The organism is Corynebacterium kefirresidentii, assembly GCF_016599755.1.
In the GTDB taxonomy this organism is placed as follows: Bacteria; Actinomycetota; Actinomycetes; order Mycobacteriales; family Mycobacteriaceae; genus Corynebacterium; species Corynebacterium kefirresidentii.
Genome location: NZ_CP067012.1, coordinates 2,188,039 through 2,203,782 on the forward strand (window position 1 = coordinate 2,188,039; position 15,744 = coordinate 2,203,782).

At 60.2% G+C, this 15,744-nt stretch carries 16 protein-coding genes; 2 read left to right on the forward strand and 14 right to left on the reverse strand.

The annotated features are described in order from the left end of the window. Positions 1-11 precede the first annotated feature (11 nt). The 4 genes from groL to I6I12_RS10525 form a co-directional block, all read right to left on the reverse strand. Entirely contained in the window at positions 12-1,628 is a 1,617-nt protein-coding gene (gene groL, locus I6I12_RS10510; RefSeq protein ID WP_200288246.1) for a chaperonin GroEL, read from the reverse strand. 8 nt (positions 1,629-1,636) lie between these two features. Then, positions 1,637-1,930, reverse strand: coding sequence for a co-chaperone GroES (gene groES / locus I6I12_RS10515; protein WP_005322702.1), 294 nt, complete (start codon positions 1,928-1,930; stop codon positions 1,637-1,639). Positions 1,931-2,116: 186 nt separating this feature from the next. Next, a complete protein-coding gene (locus tag I6I12_RS10520) occupies positions 2,117-3,358 on the reverse strand; it encodes an FtsX-like permease family protein (RefSeq protein ID WP_200288247.1) in 1,242 nt (413 codons plus the stop codon). Continuing rightward, positions 3,342-3,947 (reverse strand): ABC transporter ATP-binding protein, encoded by a 606-nt coding sequence (locus I6I12_RS10525; protein WP_023020623.1) that lies wholly within the window; start codon positions 3,945-3,947, stop codon positions 3,342-3,344. The genes I6I12_RS10520 and I6I12_RS10525 overlap by 17 nt, the downstream gene beginning before the upstream one ends. A 112-nt stretch (positions 3,948-4,059) precedes the next feature. Here I6I12_RS10525 and I6I12_RS10530 point away from each other — a divergent pair, with 112 nt between their 5' ends. Then, positions 4,060-5,211 carry a sensor histidine kinase gene (locus I6I12_RS10530; protein ID WP_200288248.1) on the forward strand — a complete coding sequence of 384 codons (1,152 nt, stop codon included), beginning with the start codon at positions 4,060-4,062 and terminating at the stop codon, positions 5,209-5,211. Further along, positions 5,208-5,843, forward strand: a complete 636-nt coding sequence (locus tag I6I12_RS10535) for a response regulator transcription factor (RefSeq protein WP_200288249.1) — start codon at positions 5,208-5,210, stop codon at positions 5,841-5,843. The genes I6I12_RS10530 and I6I12_RS10535 overlap by 4 nt, the downstream gene beginning before the upstream one ends. 18 nt (positions 5,844-5,861) lie before the next feature. On the opposite strand, the gene I6I12_RS10540 is transcribed toward I6I12_RS10535, so the two are convergent. The 10 genes from I6I12_RS10540 to I6I12_RS10585 all read right to left on the reverse strand — a co-directional run bounded on the left by I6I12_RS10540 (position 5,862) and on the right by I6I12_RS10585 (position 15,739). Then, positions 5,862-7,298 (reverse strand): purple acid phosphatase family protein, encoded by a 1,437-nt coding sequence (locus I6I12_RS10540; RefSeq protein WP_200288250.1) that lies wholly within the window; start codon positions 7,296-7,298, stop codon positions 5,862-5,864. Positions 7,299-7,420: 122 nt separating this feature from the next. After that, positions 7,421-7,849: a hypothetical protein gene (locus I6I12_RS10545; RefSeq protein WP_200288251.1), complete on the reverse strand. Its 429-nt coding sequence runs from the start codon at positions 7,847-7,849 to the stop codon at positions 7,421-7,423. 91 nt (positions 7,850-7,940) lie between these two features. Then, positions 7,941-8,984 carry a tRNA (adenosine(37)-N6)-threonylcarbamoyltransferase complex transferase subunit TsaD gene (gene tsaD, locus I6I12_RS10550; RefSeq protein WP_200288252.1) on the reverse strand — a complete coding sequence of 348 codons (1,044 nt, stop codon included), beginning with the start codon at positions 8,982-8,984 and terminating at the stop codon, positions 7,941-7,943. A gap of 9 nt (positions 8,985-8,993) precedes the next feature. Further along, positions 8,994-9,485, reverse strand: coding sequence for a GNAT family N-acetyltransferase (locus tag I6I12_RS10555; protein WP_200288253.1), 492 nt, complete (start codon positions 9,483-9,485; stop codon positions 8,994-8,996). Then, on the reverse strand, positions 9,482-10,189 hold the full coding sequence (tsaB, locus tag I6I12_RS10560) for a tRNA (adenosine(37)-N6)-threonylcarbamoyltransferase complex dimerization subunit type 1 TsaB (protein WP_200288254.1): 708 nt from the start codon (positions 10,187-10,189) through the stop codon (positions 9,482-9,484). The genes I6I12_RS10555 and tsaB overlap by 4 nt, the downstream gene beginning before the upstream one ends. Next, positions 10,189-10,698 carry a hypothetical protein gene (locus tag I6I12_RS10565; protein ID WP_200288255.1) on the reverse strand — a complete coding sequence of 170 codons (510 nt, stop codon included), beginning with the start codon at positions 10,696-10,698 and terminating at the stop codon, positions 10,189-10,191. Before I6I12_RS10565 ends, tsaB begins: the two co-directional genes overlap by 1 nt. Before the next feature lie 162 nt (positions 10,699-10,860). Further along, positions 10,861-12,450, reverse strand: a complete 1,590-nt coding sequence (locus I6I12_RS10570) for an aspartate:alanine exchanger family transporter (protein ID WP_200289065.1) — start codon at positions 12,448-12,450, stop codon at positions 10,861-10,863. Between the two features lie 89 nt (positions 12,451-12,539). Then, positions 12,540-13,040 (reverse strand): tRNA (adenosine(37)-N6)-threonylcarbamoyltransferase complex ATPase subunit type 1 TsaE, encoded by a 501-nt coding sequence (gene tsaE, locus I6I12_RS10575; RefSeq protein WP_200288256.1) that lies wholly within the window; start codon positions 13,038-13,040, stop codon positions 12,540-12,542. Further along, positions 13,030-14,133 (reverse strand): alanine racemase, encoded by a 1,104-nt coding sequence (gene alr, locus I6I12_RS10580; RefSeq protein ID WP_200289066.1) that lies wholly within the window; start codon positions 14,131-14,133, stop codon positions 13,030-13,032. Before alr ends, tsaE begins: the two co-directional genes overlap by 11 nt. A gap of 82 nt (positions 14,134-14,215) precedes the next feature. Further along, the gene (locus I6I12_RS10585) at positions 14,216-15,739 is read right to left on the reverse strand and encodes an ABC-F family ATP-binding cassette domain-containing protein (protein ID WP_200288257.1); all 1,524 of its coding nucleotides are present in this window, start codon (positions 15,737-15,739) and stop codon (positions 14,216-14,218) included. Positions 15,740-15,744: the final 5 nt, after the last annotated feature.

A 15,744-nucleotide genomic window follows, 5' to 3' on the forward strand; every position in this document is an offset into this window, starting at 1 on the left:
GGTAGCCCAGTTTAGTGCTGGTGGCCGTGACCGGTGTCAGCTGGCTGCTCTTCCTGTGGCTTTTCCACCACGGAGGCCTCGGTGGTAAGAACCATGCGGGCCACGGAGGTGGCGTTGACCACGGCCGAGTGGGTGACCTTGACGGGGTCGATGATGCCGTTATCGATGAGGTTGCCGTACTCAAGGGTATTGGCGTTAAAGCCTTCACCGTTGGTCATCTCAGCAACGCGGGAAACGACAACAGCACCGTCGAGACCAGCGTTTTCAGCAATCCAGTATGCCGGGCGGGTCAGGGCGCGGGCGACGGCGAGGACGCCGACCTTTGCTTCGCCCTCAAAGCCCTCAGCGAAGGACTCCAGCTCCTTAGAGATCTGGACCAGCACAGAGCCACCGCCGGCGATGACTCCTTCTTCCACGGCCGCGCGGGCCGCGTTGATGGCGTCTTCGACGCGCAGCTTGCGCTCGTTGACCTCGGTCTCGGTGGCGGCGCCGACGCGGATGACGGCCACGCCACCGGAGAGCTTAGCCAGGCGCTCCTCCAGCTTTTCCTTATCCCAGGTGGAGTCGGTGCGCTCGATTTCGCGGCGGATCTGCTCGCGGCGCTCCTCTACCGCTTCAGCGGTGCCGCCACCATCGACGATGACAGTGTCTTCCTTGGTGATGGTCACGCGGCGAGCGGAGCCCAAAACGTCGAGGTCAGCCTCGTTGAGGTTAACGCCCACCTCTGGGTCGATGACGGTGGCGCCGGTAACGACGGCCAAGTCATCCATGAAGCCCTTGCGGCGCTCGCCAAAGTACGGAGCCTTCACGGCTGCGACCTTGAGCACCTTGCGGATGGAGTTGACGACGAGCGCCTGCAGCGGCTCACCCTCAACGTCCTCTGCGATGATGAGGGTTGGGCGGTTGGTCTCGGCGATCTTCTCCAGCAGCGGCAGGAAGTCCGGCAGGGAGGAGATTTTATTGCGGACGAGGAGCACAGCGGCGTCGTCCAGCACGGCGTGGTAGGTCTCTTCCTCCGTAGCGAAGTACGGGGAAAGGTAGCCCTTGTCAAAGGAAATTCCCTCGGTGACATCGACGGCGGAGTCGATGGTCTGGGATTCTTCGACGGTGACAACGCCGTCCTTGCCCACCTTGTCCATAGCACCGGCAACCATCTCGCCGACCTCCGGGTCGCGGGAAGAGACGGTGGCTACCTGGGCAATCTCGGACGAGGAATTGACTGCGGTGGCGCGGGCCTTGAGCTCCTCCACGGCCTTTTCGGCCGCCGCCGCGATGCCGCGGTTAAGCTCGATTGGGTTAGCGCCAGCTGCGACGTTGCGCAGGCCTTCGAAGATGAGTGCCTGGGCCAGCAAGGTGGCGGTAGTGGTGCCGTCACCTGCGATGTCGTTGGTCTTGACTGCAACGGACTTAACCAGCTGGGCGCCGAGGTTCTCGAATGGTTCCTCGATGTCGATATCGCGGGCGATGGTCACGCCATCATTGGTGACGGTGGGGCCGCCAAAAGCCTTGGACAGCACGACGTTGCGGCCGCGCGGGCCGAGAGTGACCTTGACGGCATCAGCCAGCGTATCGACGCCGCGCTGAATTCCCTCGCGGGCTTCTTGGTCGAATGCAATAAGCTTTGCCATAGTGAGGCCTACTTCTCGATGACGGCGAGCAGGTCACGGGAGGACAGCAGCAGGTACTCCTCACCGTTGTACTTCAGCTCGGTGCCGCCGTACTTGGAAAAGACCACGGTATCGCCCTCGTTGACGCCTACCGGGGTGACCTCACCCTTGTCGTTGGTGCGGCCTGGGCCTACTGCAACGACGGTAGCTTCCTGCGGCTTTTCCTTAGCGGAATCCGGGATAACCAGGCCGGAAGCGGTGGTGGTTTCAGCTTCTACGATCTGTACGAGGACGCGGTCCTCGAGAGGCTTAATGTTTGCCATGATGTTTCCTCCGTAGTGTTCGTATGCGCGCCGGTATGGCACGCGCGTGCCGGTTGTGGATGTCCAGCACAGCCGTCGTCGCGGGTGAACAACTGTGGGTCAAACAACCTGATTAGCACTCTACCCTCGCGACTGCTAACCCTCAACAATGACCCGGCCCACATTCTTAAGCCCTCAGCGATCCTTTCAGCGCTCCCGATTCCCCGCGCGTACAAAGCCGGCAAGCGCCAGCTTGACGACGCCCAGTGCGATAAACATCGCACCAAAAATCACGGCGAAGGCCGGCCACCACAGCTGCTCCACCACCGTCCGGCCGAAAGGAACCTGCGGGGTGAGCAGGTGATGGAGTGGGAGGAGCGTCGCCAAGCACAGTGCACAGACCACGCCGGCCGCGGTCAGGGTGAGGCAGGCCGCCTCCCCCACCTGCACGCGGATCCAGGCTAGAGGAGCGGCGCCGGCGAGGGTGAGGCCGCGGATATCGGAGGCGATGCGCCCATGCATGAGCAGCGAGGTGAGCACGGCACTCACGAGGCTGGGGGCAAAGACAGGCCCTAAAAGGGCGACGAAGACCTGCCAGGACGATAGGGTGCCGCCGGCGCCTGCGGAGCTTTCAAAGCGCAGGCCAGAGCCTACGGCGACGATAAACCCACCGACCAGCACCCACGGCACGATGTGCGGGGTGGAAAAACGCCGGCGCACGCGCACATTGGCCCCAGCGATGCCGGCCGCGCGGCTCCATTGGTCGATAGCGGGCATAAGCCAGGGCCAAAAGAGGGCGACGAGGATGACCAAGCCCATCTCGGCCGAGAGAAGATCGCCGGGATCGGCAATGTGCAGGCACCCGTAGACCGTGCCGCCGAGGGCCGCGGCCGCAAGTACAAATTTCACCACGGTCCAGGCCGGGTGTGCGGTGGTGCGCGGCCGGAAGACTCGGCGCAGTGGAGGCAGCGCGCCAACCAGGGCCGCGGACATGCAGACTATGACCGCAATGACCGTGACCTGGCCGGTAATGACAATGTCGGGCATGGGGATGCCATCGCTGCGCAGCGCGCGCACGCACGGTGCAAGCAGCGGGCGGGCCGGCAGTACGCCAAGGAGCCCTGCGGCCGCGCTGATTACGGCGACCTGGCCCAGAATGAAGGCAATAATCATCCACCCGGGCATCCCCACCATGCGCCAGGAACGGTAGACCGGCTCGCGCTCGGCGATGATAAGGCGCATCTGCGATAGCGTCACCAACACCACCACGCACAGGGCCATGCCGAGTACCGTGCCGCCCACCGGGCCGGCGGGGTTTTCTTCGGCCCCGGAGGAGGCGACCAGCATGGCTAGCGCCAGGGTGCACGAGGTGGAAGAGACCACCAACGTCAGCGCCACGGCCAGCCACGATAACCAATTGGACTGTAAGTCCTTAAGCCACACCAGCATGGGCTACCTCCTCAAGGGAAATAACGCGGTCGGCCGCTTCAGCGGCGAGGTGCGAGTGGGTCACCATAATCACGCTGGCGCCATCGCGGGCGGCGGTGCGCAGGTGGGAAAGGACGGTGGATGCGGTGGCGTCGTCAAGCGCGCCTGTGGGTTCGTCGGCGAAGATATAGGGCGCTTGAGCCAGCAGGGCCCGGGCTACAGCCACGCGTTGTTGCTGACCACCGGAAAGCTGTGCGGGCAGGCGGCGCTCCAGACCAGCAAGGCCGAGCGAATCAAAGACCTCCGCCACCCGGCTGCGTGACGGGCGCCGGCCGGAAAATCGCGCGGTCAAGGTGGCATTGCGCTGCGCATTGAGGGATTCTAAGAGGTTATAGTCCTGGAATACAAAGGCACGCTGCCTGCGCCCCGGCGCGTTGACTTGTCCGGAAGTGGGTTTATCCAGCCCGGATAGCAGGTTTAGGAGCGTGGTTTTACCGCTACCGGAAGGCCCCATGATGGCGACGAATTCGCCCGGGGCGATGGAAACAGTGACCCGCTTGAGCACAGTGCGGCGGCCGTAGCGCTTGGTGAGATTTTCTGCTTTTAACATGCCTTTGATTCCACTCGGCCGCGCAGAAGAAAGACATGGGGCGGGCTGCCCAGAAAATGGTAGAGCTAGCTCTACTGCCCCACGCCGGGTAAGGCGGCTAGGCTCTTGGGTTATGCGAACCCTCAAAGCCTGCGCGTGGAGCCTTGTCCTTGGCGCGCTATTTATCCCGGCGTTGGTGGTTTCGGTGCTGATGCTGCCGTGGGTTCCGCTGGTGGGTCGGGCGGCGGAGTTTGTCGGCCGGTTGGGTGCACGGTGGATGGGCGTGGAGATCCCTTCCCGGCGTGCGGGCCGGTGGTTTGATTGGCAGCAGTTTTATCACCTTATTTTGCAGCTATTGCTTTCAGCTGCCTGCTTTGCCGCGTGGACTGCCTTGGGTTTTACGGCGGGTGTGCTGGTCATTGCGCCATTCGTGCCAAAGACCGAATTCTCCTTTGGCGAGTGGTCTACCACCAACCGGCCGCTCATTTTCTTTACCTGCTGGCTCACCGCGCCGTTGCTGGTGGCTTTATTGGTGGGGCTCAACCGCCTATTGGTCTTGGCGTCGACCTCGTTGACTCGGCTGGCGTTGAGCCCCTCGGCCGAGGAGTTGGCGGCCTCGCGCGCCACGCTTATCGATGCCTTCTCCGGCGAGCGCCGCCGCATCGAGCGCGAACTGCACGATGGACCGCAGCAGTACCTGACCGCGCTCAAGCTCAACTTGGCGGCGGCGAAGTTGCAGGCCCCGTCCGAGGCGCTGCCTGCTTTGGCCGATGCGGAACATAATGCTTCTTTGGCCCTGGCTTCCCTGCGCGCAACGGTGCGCGGCATTGCCCCGCAGGTGCTTTTCGACGCCGGGCTTATCCCCGCCCTCGACGAGCTACTCGCCCACTCCGGGCTGGAGACTGAACTGCACGTGGACGGGCCGGAACGCTCCGTGGACGAGACCACTGCCCTGCTGGCCTATCATGCGGTGGCCGAGGCGCTTACCAATGCCTCCAAGCACGGCACGGCCACCGAGGCGAAGGTAACGGTTACTTTCGGGGACATGCTGCGCCTGGACATCGTTGATAATGGCACCGGCCCCGACCTCAGCCCCACGGCCAAGGCGTCCACCACGGACGCGGCGACAGTCGCCACGTCGGGAGCCGGTACCGGCATAGCCGGGCTACGCGAGCGCGCCGCCGCACTGGGCGGCACGCTAAAACTTGCCGCGGCACACGAGACTGCCGCGGGCGAACGCGGCGGCCGACTACTAGTCGAGCTGCCGCTGAAGGAGGCGGAATGAAACTATTACTCGCGGAAGATTCCGCGCTGCTGCGCGCCGGGCTCGAGCAGCTACTCAGCTCTTTGGGCCATAGAGTTACAGCCGCCACGGATGCCGAAGAACTGCGCGCAATCGCTGGGCGAGAAGCCTTCGACCTCATTATCAGCGATGTGCGCATGCCGCCCACCATGACTGACGACGGCCTGCGAGCCGTCCATGACCTGCGAGCGCTAAACCCTACCCAACCAGTGGTGGTGCTAAGCCAATACGTAGCGGCAAGCTACCTCGACCGCCTCTTGGAGCACGGGGGATTTGGCTATCTGCTCAAAGAGCGCGTCTCTGATGTAGAGGAATTCGTGCGCACGCTCGACGAGGTCGCCCGCGGCGGCACCGTGGTGGACCCAGAGGTGGTTACGGCACTGCTGTCTGCAAAGCGCACTGGCCTCGCCCAACTCACCGCCCGCGAACGGGAGGTGCTGGGACTGATGGCGCAGGGGTTGAGCAATAAAGAAATTGAAGACACGCTCGTTCTTAGCGCTGGCGCGGTAAGCAAGCATGTCTCCAATGTTTTTACGAAGCTCGGGTTCCTGCCCGAGGATTCTAACCGACGGGTCAAGGCCGTGCTGGCGTGGCTGCGCCACACCGAGCGCTAATAACGCCGGCGACGCGAGCTACTTCTTGGAGCTGAGTCCACTCAAAGCATCGCTGGAGCTCAGGGAGCTGCCGCCTTCCGGATCCTGTGGCACCTCTGGGGTGTCGGGGTCGGTAGAGGCGTCGGCAGGCGCAGCGCCACGGTCCTTCTTCTTCAGCGAAACCTTGTCTACCAGGGTGTTATCGGCTTCGTTGAAGGTAGCGAAGGTGAGCTTGTCATCGGAGACATCCACGCGCATGTAGTCCTCGGTGTAGTCCTGGCGCCACATGGCGGTGGACTCATGGGCGAGCTTCGGATCGATGGTCTCCATGCGTGCGCCCTTGTGCTTCTGATTATTAACGTCAGTGAAGTCGTAGTACTTGCCGCCACCCGCGGTGGTGGTGGTCAGATACAAGGCCTCACCATCCTTGGGTTCGAGGACATCGCCGCGCTGCGGCTTCTTTTCTGGCAGAACTGGCTTGTTGTTTTTCATCAGGTGGCTGCGGGTGTAGATGTGGTCGTGGCCGGAGAGCACGGCATCGACGTTGAGCTCAGAAAGCACCGGGGTGAGCTTCTCGCGCAGGTTGGTGACGTCCTTATCAAAGTGATGCGAGCCCTGGGAGTACGGGCCGTGGTGCATACCGACGACGATCCAGTCATTATCCGCGCCGCGGGATTCGATAGCCTCGCGTAGGAACTGCTCGTGACGGGCGATATCGGCGTCGGAGGAAGCATTGGAGTCTAGGCCGATGAAGAGCACGTTATTGCGCTCGAAGTAGTGGTCGCGGATATCGTCCGCCTGGTGCGGGTTGGAGAAATGCTCATCATGATGTTTCATGGTGAGGTTATAAGTCTCGTGGTTGCCCGGAACGGTATTGGTCGGGATGTGACGAATTTCCGGGGCGGAGAAGTAGGCATCGTACTGCGGCACTTGGGCGCCCCAGCCTTCTACTTGATCCCCTAGGGACCAGATCATGTTGGCATTGGGCACATGGGAAGCCGCGTGAGCGATGGTCTTGCGCCACTGCTCCGCTTGGTCATCTACCTTGAGGTCCACGCCGATTTGCGGGTCTGCAACGGTGAGGAAAGACCACTCATCGCCATTGGAGCCGGTGTTAAAGGTCTCTGGTTCGGACCAGCCGCCTTCCTCAGAGCCAACGCGGTAGGAGTACTCGGTATCCGGCTGCAGATCGGTGGCGGTGGCGAACTGGGATTTATAAAGCAGGGCGCCGTAATCGCGTTCCTCGGCGCGGAAAGTCTTGGTGCCTTCCGGGCCGGTAACCTCGAGGACTTCGTCGGCTTTGGACTTGGTGCGCCACGTAACCATTACCTGGGATTCATCCTCGCCCGGCTGCAGGATGGTGCGGTAGATGGGCGAATCAGCGGCCAGCGCCGGGGTGGCGGGCACGATGGTGGCGGCACCGCCCACGGCAAGGGCGGTAACGAAGGAGGCGACGAAGCGCGATGATCGAAGCATACAGTTTTCACCTTTTGGAGTCTTAGAAAAAGCAGTACGACTCCCTAGGGCACCATAAGAATGTGAACACCGTATTACGAGCGCGCGAAAAGCGCTTGAACCCTACCTGTGAGGGGCTAGGTTTAAAGGCTCTTGGTGGAATTGATAACGGCCGCGCGCCAGAGCGTGTACTCCTCTGGGTTATCTTCGCGGTAGTTCTTGACGGCGCGAATGCCCTGCTCCACGGACTCGATGACGGCGTCAATGGTTTTATCTTCGCCCTCGGCATCAACGAAGATGACCGGACCACAAATGGAGCGGATGGGGTCTTGCAAGAAAGCGGCATTGCCGGTGGCGGCGGCGTTGCGCGCCAAGGAGGCTACTGGGTTGGGTTCGGCGCCTTCGGCCTTGGCTTCGGGGTTGTAGAGCGCCGCATAGGTGGTGCCGTCTTCTTGGAATACTACGGAGACGCGGCCCTCAGTGGTGCCGCCCAAGAACTGGTTGGCGTGCTCCAGCTCGAATTCCAGCTTGCGGCGAGTGAGATCAGGGTTGACAAGGAAACCGACGGTCATGAGAGAAAGCTCCTTCACAAAGCCAAGAGGGCATGAACGCCTTTTAGGGTACCGGCCCCGCACCCCGCCTGCAGAGCGAGAAAGAAGAACTTTAGGTTAACTGCGGCTCTTCCACATCCAGCTGGGTATCGGTGCCAACTCCGAGGCCAGAGGGCTGGGCACCTTCATGAATAAGCTGCGCACCAATGGCCGCGATCATCACGCCATTGTCGGTACACAGCGAAAAGCGCGGCACGCGCAGCTCGACCCCAGCGGCGGCACAGCGCTCGCTAGCCAGCTCGCGCAGGCGGGAATTAGCGGCCACGCCGCCTCCCAGTAGCAGCACCCGGGCGCCCGTGTCCTCGCAGGCACGCACGGCCTTGGCGGTCAGGACATCGGCCACGGCTTCCTGAAAGCTGGCGCAGACGTCTTCCACGCTGATGGTCTCCCCTGCCTTTTCAGCACGCTCGACGTAGCGAGCCACGGAGGTCTTTAGCCCGGAGAAGGAGAAATCGTGACGGTGCGGGCCGCGCAGGTCCTCGGCGCGGGACATGCCGCGCGGAAAATCGATGGTGGCTTTACCGCGGGCGGCGAGCTTATCAATCACTGGGCCGCCCGGGTAACCCAGGCCGAGGAGGCGGGAGACTTTGTCGTAGGCTTCACCGGCGGCGTCATCAAGCGTGGAGCCCAACTCGCGCATAGGCTTGCCGACGGCCTCTACCTCCAACAGCTGCGTATGCCCACCCGAGACCAAAAGGGCCACCGAGTGCGGCAGCTCTTCGCCTTCTAGGTTAGCCACGGCAACGTGACCGCCAAGGTGGTTTACGCCGTAGAAAGGCACGCCCCAGGCCGCGGCATAGGCCTTGGCGGCCGAGGCCCCCACCAGCAGCGCGCCGGCCAGGCCGGGCCCCACGGTGGCGGCGATGGCATCTGGCTTGGCGATGTCGGCCTCTTTGAGCGCCGCCTGCATGACCTGCGGCATGGCTTCAAGGTGAGCGCGGGAGGCGATTTCCGGGACGACGCCGCCGAAACGGGCGTGCTGCTCCATGGAGGAGGCGACGGCATTAGCGAGGATCTCCATGTGACCGTCCTCGCGCAGCTCGACGATGCCCACGCCGGTTTCATCGCAGGAGGACTCGATGCCCATGATCTTCATGACTGCTCCTTATTTTTCTTGACGCTCGGACTGGCGCGGGCGCACCATCACGTGCGCATCTGCTCCGGAAGGTTGGTAATAATTCTTGCGAATCCCCTGCTTGGTAAAGGCATAACGCTCATAGAGACCGATAGCAGGTTCGTTGCCTACCCGTACCTCGAGGAAGACCGGGGCGTCTTTAAGATCCGCGATATGGCAAATATTGTCCATCATCATGCGAGCGATGCCGCGGCGCTGTGCGGCGGGGTCGACGCCGATGGTGTGGATTTCGAATTCTGGATCAGCCGCTGGCCCCATCATGCCGATTCCCGCATAACCTAGCAGCACTGTAGATTCGTGCGCGGGATCGAGCGCGCCTTCTACCCCGAAATAGAAATTGAAGGGCTGGGCCATTTCCTGGTGGAAAACTCCGCTGGACCATGGGGTCTCTCCGGGGAAAAGGACCTTTTCCAGCTCGGCGCACCGAGGCGCGTCGGCCGGGGTCAACTCGCGCAGCTTCACAGTTCAACCCTAGGGATGGCGGCCGCTAATTGTTGCTGTTTGGGCGGGACTGCATCCGGGCGGCGTAGGTAGAGCGGCACGACGGGGGCCGGTTGCGCATTAAGGTCAGCTACAGCAACTAGGGCTGCTGCGGTGGGATGGGCCGCGCGGTGTGGCAACTCGGTCAGCTCCTCCGGTAGCTGTGCGGCGAGGCGCTCGGGGATGATGACCTCGGCCGTAGCGTTAAGTCCCACCTCAACTTCTGCCGGCTTAGTTACCTCAGGACCAGAGATGCGCTGCACACCAGAATCGGTGGCGCGGTAGGTGGCCCAATAGATCTCTTTGCGGCGTGCGTCGGTAGCCACCAAGGCGGTGGCCTCGCCACCCGCGTCTGCGGGGCTCGCGTGGAGGCCGGCAGCATAGGCGATTGCATCGTGGGTGCATACGCCGTGGAGGGGGATGGACAGGGCGTCGGCAAGCGCGGAGGCAGTCGCCATACCCACGCGCAACCCGGTAAACGGGCCTGGGCCCACGCCGGTGACCACCGCATCTAGGTCGGAATACTCCATACCTGCCTCTGCGAGGGCGTCAGTGATCGTAGGTATGAGCAGCTCATTATGAGCGCGAGTATCTTCCAATACGCGCTCGGTGGTCTGCCCAGTGGCGGTATCTACTACCCCGGTGACCAAGGCGGTAGTTGTCGTGTCGATCGCGAGGACGCGCATTAGCCAACCAGCTTCCAGGTTCCATCCTGACGCTGGAACGCCAAAGGCTGAGCGCCCTGGACCATCGGTACTCCGCCATCCAGGCTCTGGCCCTGCTGCTCCATGGCCTTGATTTGGGTATTGATCATTTCACAGACTTCGACCTTTTCCGGGTCCAGCTCTTCGATGAAGGGCTCAGTGCTCTGGGAGATGGCAACCGCGTAGCTCTTGCCCTCTGGGACCTTGCCATCTTCAAAAGTGATGTCCTTGGTATCGATCTGTGCCTCTTTGACCCTCTCTTCCTGCATGCCCGGGCAGATGAAGCCAATAGCGGCATAGTCCTTGCCGTAGACATCGGACGGAATAAGGCTCATCGCCTCCAGGTTTTTCGGCGTCTTAGACAGCGTGGAGCTGAGGTTTCCCTCCAATGGATTGTCCTCGCGCAAGGTAGACGAGGCGAGGAGAACCATCATGACAACAATAAAGATGGCGATAATGGCGGCGGTAAGGTTGCGAGCGAATTTAGTCATGGGGTGAGTAAAGCTCCTTGAAAAGTTTTAGATTTCAGGCGGTGGGCGGTTTATCTGGCAACCGATGCTACCTGGTTAGCCGCAACACAAAACCCACAGGGTAGTGCCTGCCAGTGTAGGCGGGCACCCCTGTGGGTGAGTAATTAACGCGATGTATTGACGCTATAGCAATAGCAAAAGCAGCACCTGCGACGCGATAATCTTGCCGATCATCGTGGTGGGATAAACCGTGGCCCATCCACGAGCTGCCAGCTCGGTGCCGGTTTGGTCACGAATATAGGCAAAGACCGCAGGGTTGGTGGTCATACCAGCCGCACAGCCCATGGCCTCGTCCCACTTCAGCTTCAGCACTAGCATGCCGATGACACCGATAAGAATGGCGGAGATCAAGGTGATGATAAGGCCCACGCCCATGATGGTCAGGGAGGACGGATCAGTTAGGGCATCGCGGAAGGAGGCGCCGGCCGAGGTGCCCACGCCAGCGAGGAAGAGGGTCAGTCCCATATTAGAAATGGTTTCGCGCGTGTGAAACGGCATCTGCCAGTTAAGCGGACCCGTCCGGTTGAGGTAGCCCAGCAGCAGGCCGACGACCACGGGGCCGCCGCCGAAGCCTAGCTGCAAGGTGGAGCCGCCCGGCATCGGAATCGGAATGAGGCCGAGCAACATACCCAGCGTCAGGCCGATAGCCATGGATAGCAGGTCCGCGTTACCCAAAGCAGCTTCAGAGTCACCGAGGTACTTGCGCACGTACGGCAGGCGGCTCGGGCTGGTTACTACGCGAACGCGGTCAGAATAGTTAAGCACCGTATCCGGGTGCGGGACGAGGTCTTTATCGCCCTTGCGGACACGAGCGATGATAAAGCCGTGGTCAAGAGCTTTGATCTCGCGGATCGACTTACCGGCAATATCCGGGTTGGACACGGTAACGCGGGTGTACTTTAAACCTGCATCCTCGGTCAGCTCCACCGGGTGTTCCTCACCCAAGACCTCGATGGCCTTATCGACGGCTTCTTCAGAGCCGTTAAGCAGATAAGCCTCACCCTCACACAGCGGCATTTCTGGAACAGCCAGGCGGTGGCGCTCTTCGTCAGAAATGATACGAGTAGCAACGACGGTCTGACCGGTTACGCGATAGATATGACCAGCGGTGTCATTAAAATTCTTGGTCAAGCGCACACCCTTGGCCACAAGCTCGGCGGGAATCATGCCCTCTGCGCGGGCATCTTCTTCATGGTTGACCTTGACCACCTTAGCGCCGATGGCGGCAACGAGAATAGCGCCGATAACCGCACCCGGGTAGGCCAGGGAGTAACCGACAACCGGGGTGGAATCGCCCACCATTTCCACCACGGCGGCCATACCCGGTGTGGAAGAAAGCGAACCGGCAAACATACCGGTAGCTTCTGGCGTGCTCAGGCCAAAGGCGCGGATGAGGCCAAAGCCTACGGCAACCAGGATTACCAACATTCCCAGCATGAATACCGTGAGCTTCCAGCCACGGGTCTTAAACTCGCGGACGAAGGAGGGCCCGAAGCTGAGGCCAATGGCATAAACGAAAATCGCCAAGCCAAATTGATAGACCAAAGGCGGAATTTGGATATCAGGATTGGCAGTAGAAAGACCCAGCGCCACAAACATCGCAGCCGCGGCACCGAGGGAGATGCCGAAGATCTTAATCTTGCCAATCGCTAGACCCACCGCCATGATGACGAAGAGAGATAGCAAAGGACTAGAGGCGAGAAAATTCAACACCTCAATAGAATTACGCACTGGTTATACCCGGGGCAAATTCTCCGCGTAGGAGATTCATCACTTATCCGCACTTTAGGCGGACATTTGTGCTAATGACCGCCCCGCAACGACCACGTAAAGCGGCGAACATCCTCGTCTGCGCCCGCGTATTCCGCCGGCTCGCGGTCGATGCTAATAAACAGGTAGTGCTCCGCAATCTGCTCTACCAGTCCCCCGCCCCATTCGGCGATGACCACGGCGTCTTCTAGCTCCGTGTCCAAGTCCAAAGCATCGAGCTCCCCTAGCGGATCCCCGGAATTAGCGCCGCCTTCATCGAGCAAACGGTAGGCATCAACGTGAACGAGGTCCGGCCCACCTACGGTTGAGCGGTGCACCCGGGCAATCACGAAGGTCGGCGAGGTTACCCGCCCCTTGACCTGCATGCCCTTGGCGACGCCCTGCGTTAGCGTCGTCTTTCCAGCCCCCAATGGCCCATCCAGGATCACCACATCGCCAGCCTCGAGCGCCGCACCCAGCTCTGCGCCGAAGGCATAGGTTTCTTCCACCGTGGATAGGTCACGGCTGCCGGATTCCGGAAAGCTACTGCGCATCTTCTTCTCCTATGTATTCGCGTTCGGTGCGGCCATCGGGCAAGCAGACCACCTCGTAGTTGATGGTTCCTGCCGCCGCGGCGAGATCCGTAGCCGATACTCCCCCGTTGCCGAAAATCACGGCATCTTGACCCGTGTCCACACCATGGGGGTTGTCGCCCAGGTCCACCACAATCTGATCCATACAGATTCGGCCTACCTGTGGATACAGGTGCCCGCCGATGCCTACATGCAAATCGCCTTGATAACCACGCGGTAGACCATCGGCGTATCCGCAATCCACGGTGGCCAAAAATCCCGGCTCATCCGCCTTCCAGGTCAGTCCATAGCAGGTGCCTTCCCCTGGCTGAATCGGCTTTACGTTAAAAATCTGCCCGGACCAGGTCATGGCTGGGCGCAGACCATGCTCGCGGCCGTCAATAGGCTCCAAACCATAGCAGGCGGCGCCTACACGTACCTGCTCAAAATAGGAGGAAGGACGCGTCAGCACAGCTGGTGAATTGGCCAGGTGATTGACTGGACACTCCAGCCCAATCTCGCGCGCGAGCCGCAGGGCCTTGCGGAACGCCTCCTCTTGGGCGTCGTTGTGTGGATTATCCGGCTCATCAGCACAGGCAAAGTGCGACATAAGGCCGAGAACCTTGATATGTGGGGCGTCGCGCAGCACCTTGAAAGTGTCCGCCCAATCCTCTTCATCCACGCCGGAACGGTGCATGCCGGTTTCTACCTTGACATATACCTCAGCAGGAAAATCGGCTTTAACCAGCTTATGTGCCTGTTCAAGAGAGTTAACTGCTACTTCAATGCCGCAGGCAAGTGCCTCTTCGAGGATTTCGTCCGTCTGCCAAATCCACGCCACGATGGGTGTCTCCACACCCGCGCGGCGCAAGTCCACCGCCTCCCGCAGAGTGGCCACTCCAAAGCTATCCGCACCTGCGCGCGCCATTACCGGCACGACTTTGGCCGCGCCGTGGCCATAGGCATCGGCCTTGACCACGCACATGAGCTTGACCTCAGGCCCTACCTTTTCTTTGATGAGGCGGACGTTGTGCGCGATGGCGGAGAGATCAATGGTGGTTTTCAGCATGTCCACCATTGTGCCACTGCTCACCCTTTTGCTGAATTCGGGCGGGTGGTGGCGCATTCACTCGCGATAGCTCCACCTTGGAGTCGGCTCATCCAATGTCCTCTATGGAAACTTGCCTCGTAAGTTCTATCCGCGAGCAGAAATCTTCATCATGGCTCACCACTAGTAATGCGCCTCGATAGTTTTTCAATACCGAGACCAGCCAATCAACAGTTGAAATATCAATGTTGTTGGTCGGCTCATCGAGCATTAGCAATTGCGGCGCCGGATCCGCCAAGAGCACTCTGGCGAATTCCGCCCTAAATCTTTCGCCTCCCGAAAGGGTCCCTGTCAACGCATGAACCGAGTCAGATTGAAACAACAACTGAGCAAGCTGATCGCGGATAAACTGCGGTTCCTCTTGTGGATTCGCGTTAGTAACCACCTCCCACACGCTGAGAGAAGGATCTAACACAATTCGCTGACGTAAGTACCCTAAGTTGTCGATAACGTAGCCCTCTTCACCGGAGTTAATTCGGTCTAAGAGCGTGGTCTTGCCACTTCCATTTGGTCCTGACAGGCGCACGCGTTCGGGGCCAACAATCGATAGCCCGGGCACCGAAATAACTCGCTTTCCTTCAGGCAGTTCAGTTTGTGGCAGCTCGATATACACCGAGTCATTATCACGTATATTTCGCTCTGCTCGAGCTATAGAGCGTTGAGCTGTTTCAACTGCGTCTGAATGCAGCTGTGCTCTGCGCGATGCCGTCTTTTCGGCTCGCTGTTTATCAAGCTTCATCGTCATACCAGGTTTGCGCTTCGCCTCTGCGAACTTCTTTCCTCGGCGCGCATCACGCGCAATCCGTGTTTGCATTGCTTGTTGTTCGCGGAGTTGTTGCTTATAAGTCGCTTTGGCGGTGGACACTGCCTTTTGCGCAGCTTCCTGTTCTGCATCAATTGTGGCAAGGTAATCGGAATAATTGCCCTGGAAGAAGCGTAGGTTCCCATCCCTTAGCTCCGCTACCTCGGAAACTACATCTAACAGGTCTTTGTCATGGCTTACCACTAACACCGGCGCCGCGGCATTTACCAACATATCTTTCAGATGTTTCTTTGCAGCTCCGTCGAGGTTATTGGTCGGTTCATCGAGGATAATGAAATCTGGCTCGGACAAGAACACCGCCACCAAAGCGACGCGGACCGCTTCCCCTCCAGAGAGGCTTTCGATAGGGCGGTCCAACGGGATATCCAATCCAGCGGCGGAAAGGGCAGCGCTAATGCGCTCACCAACGTCCCATTGCTCCTCAATTAACTCATAGAGTTCTGGGTCATACTCACCAGATTCGACTACGGAAATCGCCGCGAGCACTTGGGTGACGCCGAAGATGTCTGCTACTATGTCATCTCTATTCCAAGCAAGGTCTTGTGGCAGGTAAGCTACCGATTCCGGCTTTTCCACCGTTCCGGCCGTAGGCAAGATATTTCCAAGGATGACGTTTAATAGAGTTGTCTTCCCTGCACCATTATCCCCAATTAGTGCAGTTAAAGGGCCAGAAAAGGCACCGTTTAGGCCACTGAAGCAGGTCGTTCCATCGGGCCATATAAGGGAAAGATCATTTAATAAAATAGGCATGCTTA

Excerpts from the sequence above, each read along its gene's own strand:
- tsaE (WP_200288256.1), bottom strand. The coding sequence starts at position 13,040 with ATGCGCAGTAGCTTTCCGGAATCCGGCAGCCGTGACCTATCCACGGTG.
- I6I12_RS10545 (WP_200288251.1), bottom strand. The coding sequence starts at position 7,849 with ATGACCGTCGGTTTCCTTGTCAACCCTGATCTCACTCGCCGCAAGCTG.
- I6I12_RS10535 (WP_200288249.1), top strand. The coding sequence starts at position 5,208 with ATGAAACTATTACTCGCGGAAGATTCCGCGCTGCTGCGCGCCGGGCTC.
- tsaD (WP_200288252.1), bottom strand. The coding sequence starts at position 8,984 with ATGAAGATCATGGGCATCGAGTCCTCCTGCGATGAAACCGGCGTGGGC.
- I6I12_RS10585 (WP_200288257.1), bottom strand. The coding sequence starts at position 15,739 with ATGCCTATTTTATTAAATGATCTTTCCCTTATATGGCCCGATGGAACG.
- I6I12_RS10525 (WP_023020623.1), bottom strand. The coding sequence starts at position 3,947 with ATGTTAAAAGCAGAAAATCTCACCAAGCGCTACGGCCGCCGCACTGTG.
- tsaB (WP_200288254.1), bottom strand. The coding sequence starts at position 10,189 with ATGCGCGTCCTCGCGATCGACACGACAACTACCGCCTTGGTCACCGGG.
- I6I12_RS10565 (WP_200288255.1), bottom strand. The coding sequence starts at position 10,698 with ATGACTAAATTCGCTCGCAACCTTACCGCCGCCATTATCGCCATCTTT.
- groES (WP_005322702.1), bottom strand. The coding sequence starts at position 1,930 with ATGGCAAACATTAAGCCTCTCGAGGACCGCGTCCTCGTACAGATCGTA.
- groL (WP_200288246.1), bottom strand. The coding sequence starts at position 1,628 with ATGGCAAAGCTTATTGCATTCGACCAAGAAGCCCGCGAGGGAATTCAG.
- I6I12_RS10520 (WP_200288247.1), bottom strand. The coding sequence starts at position 3,358 with ATGCTGGTGTGGCTTAAGGACTTACAGTCCAATTGGTTATCGTGGCTG.
- I6I12_RS10540 (WP_200288250.1), bottom strand. The coding sequence starts at position 7,298 with ATGCTTCGATCATCGCGCTTCGTCGCCTCCTTCGTTACCGCCCTTGCC.
- I6I12_RS10530 (WP_200288248.1), top strand. The coding sequence starts at position 4,060 with ATGCGAACCCTCAAAGCCTGCGCGTGGAGCCTTGTCCTTGGCGCGCTA.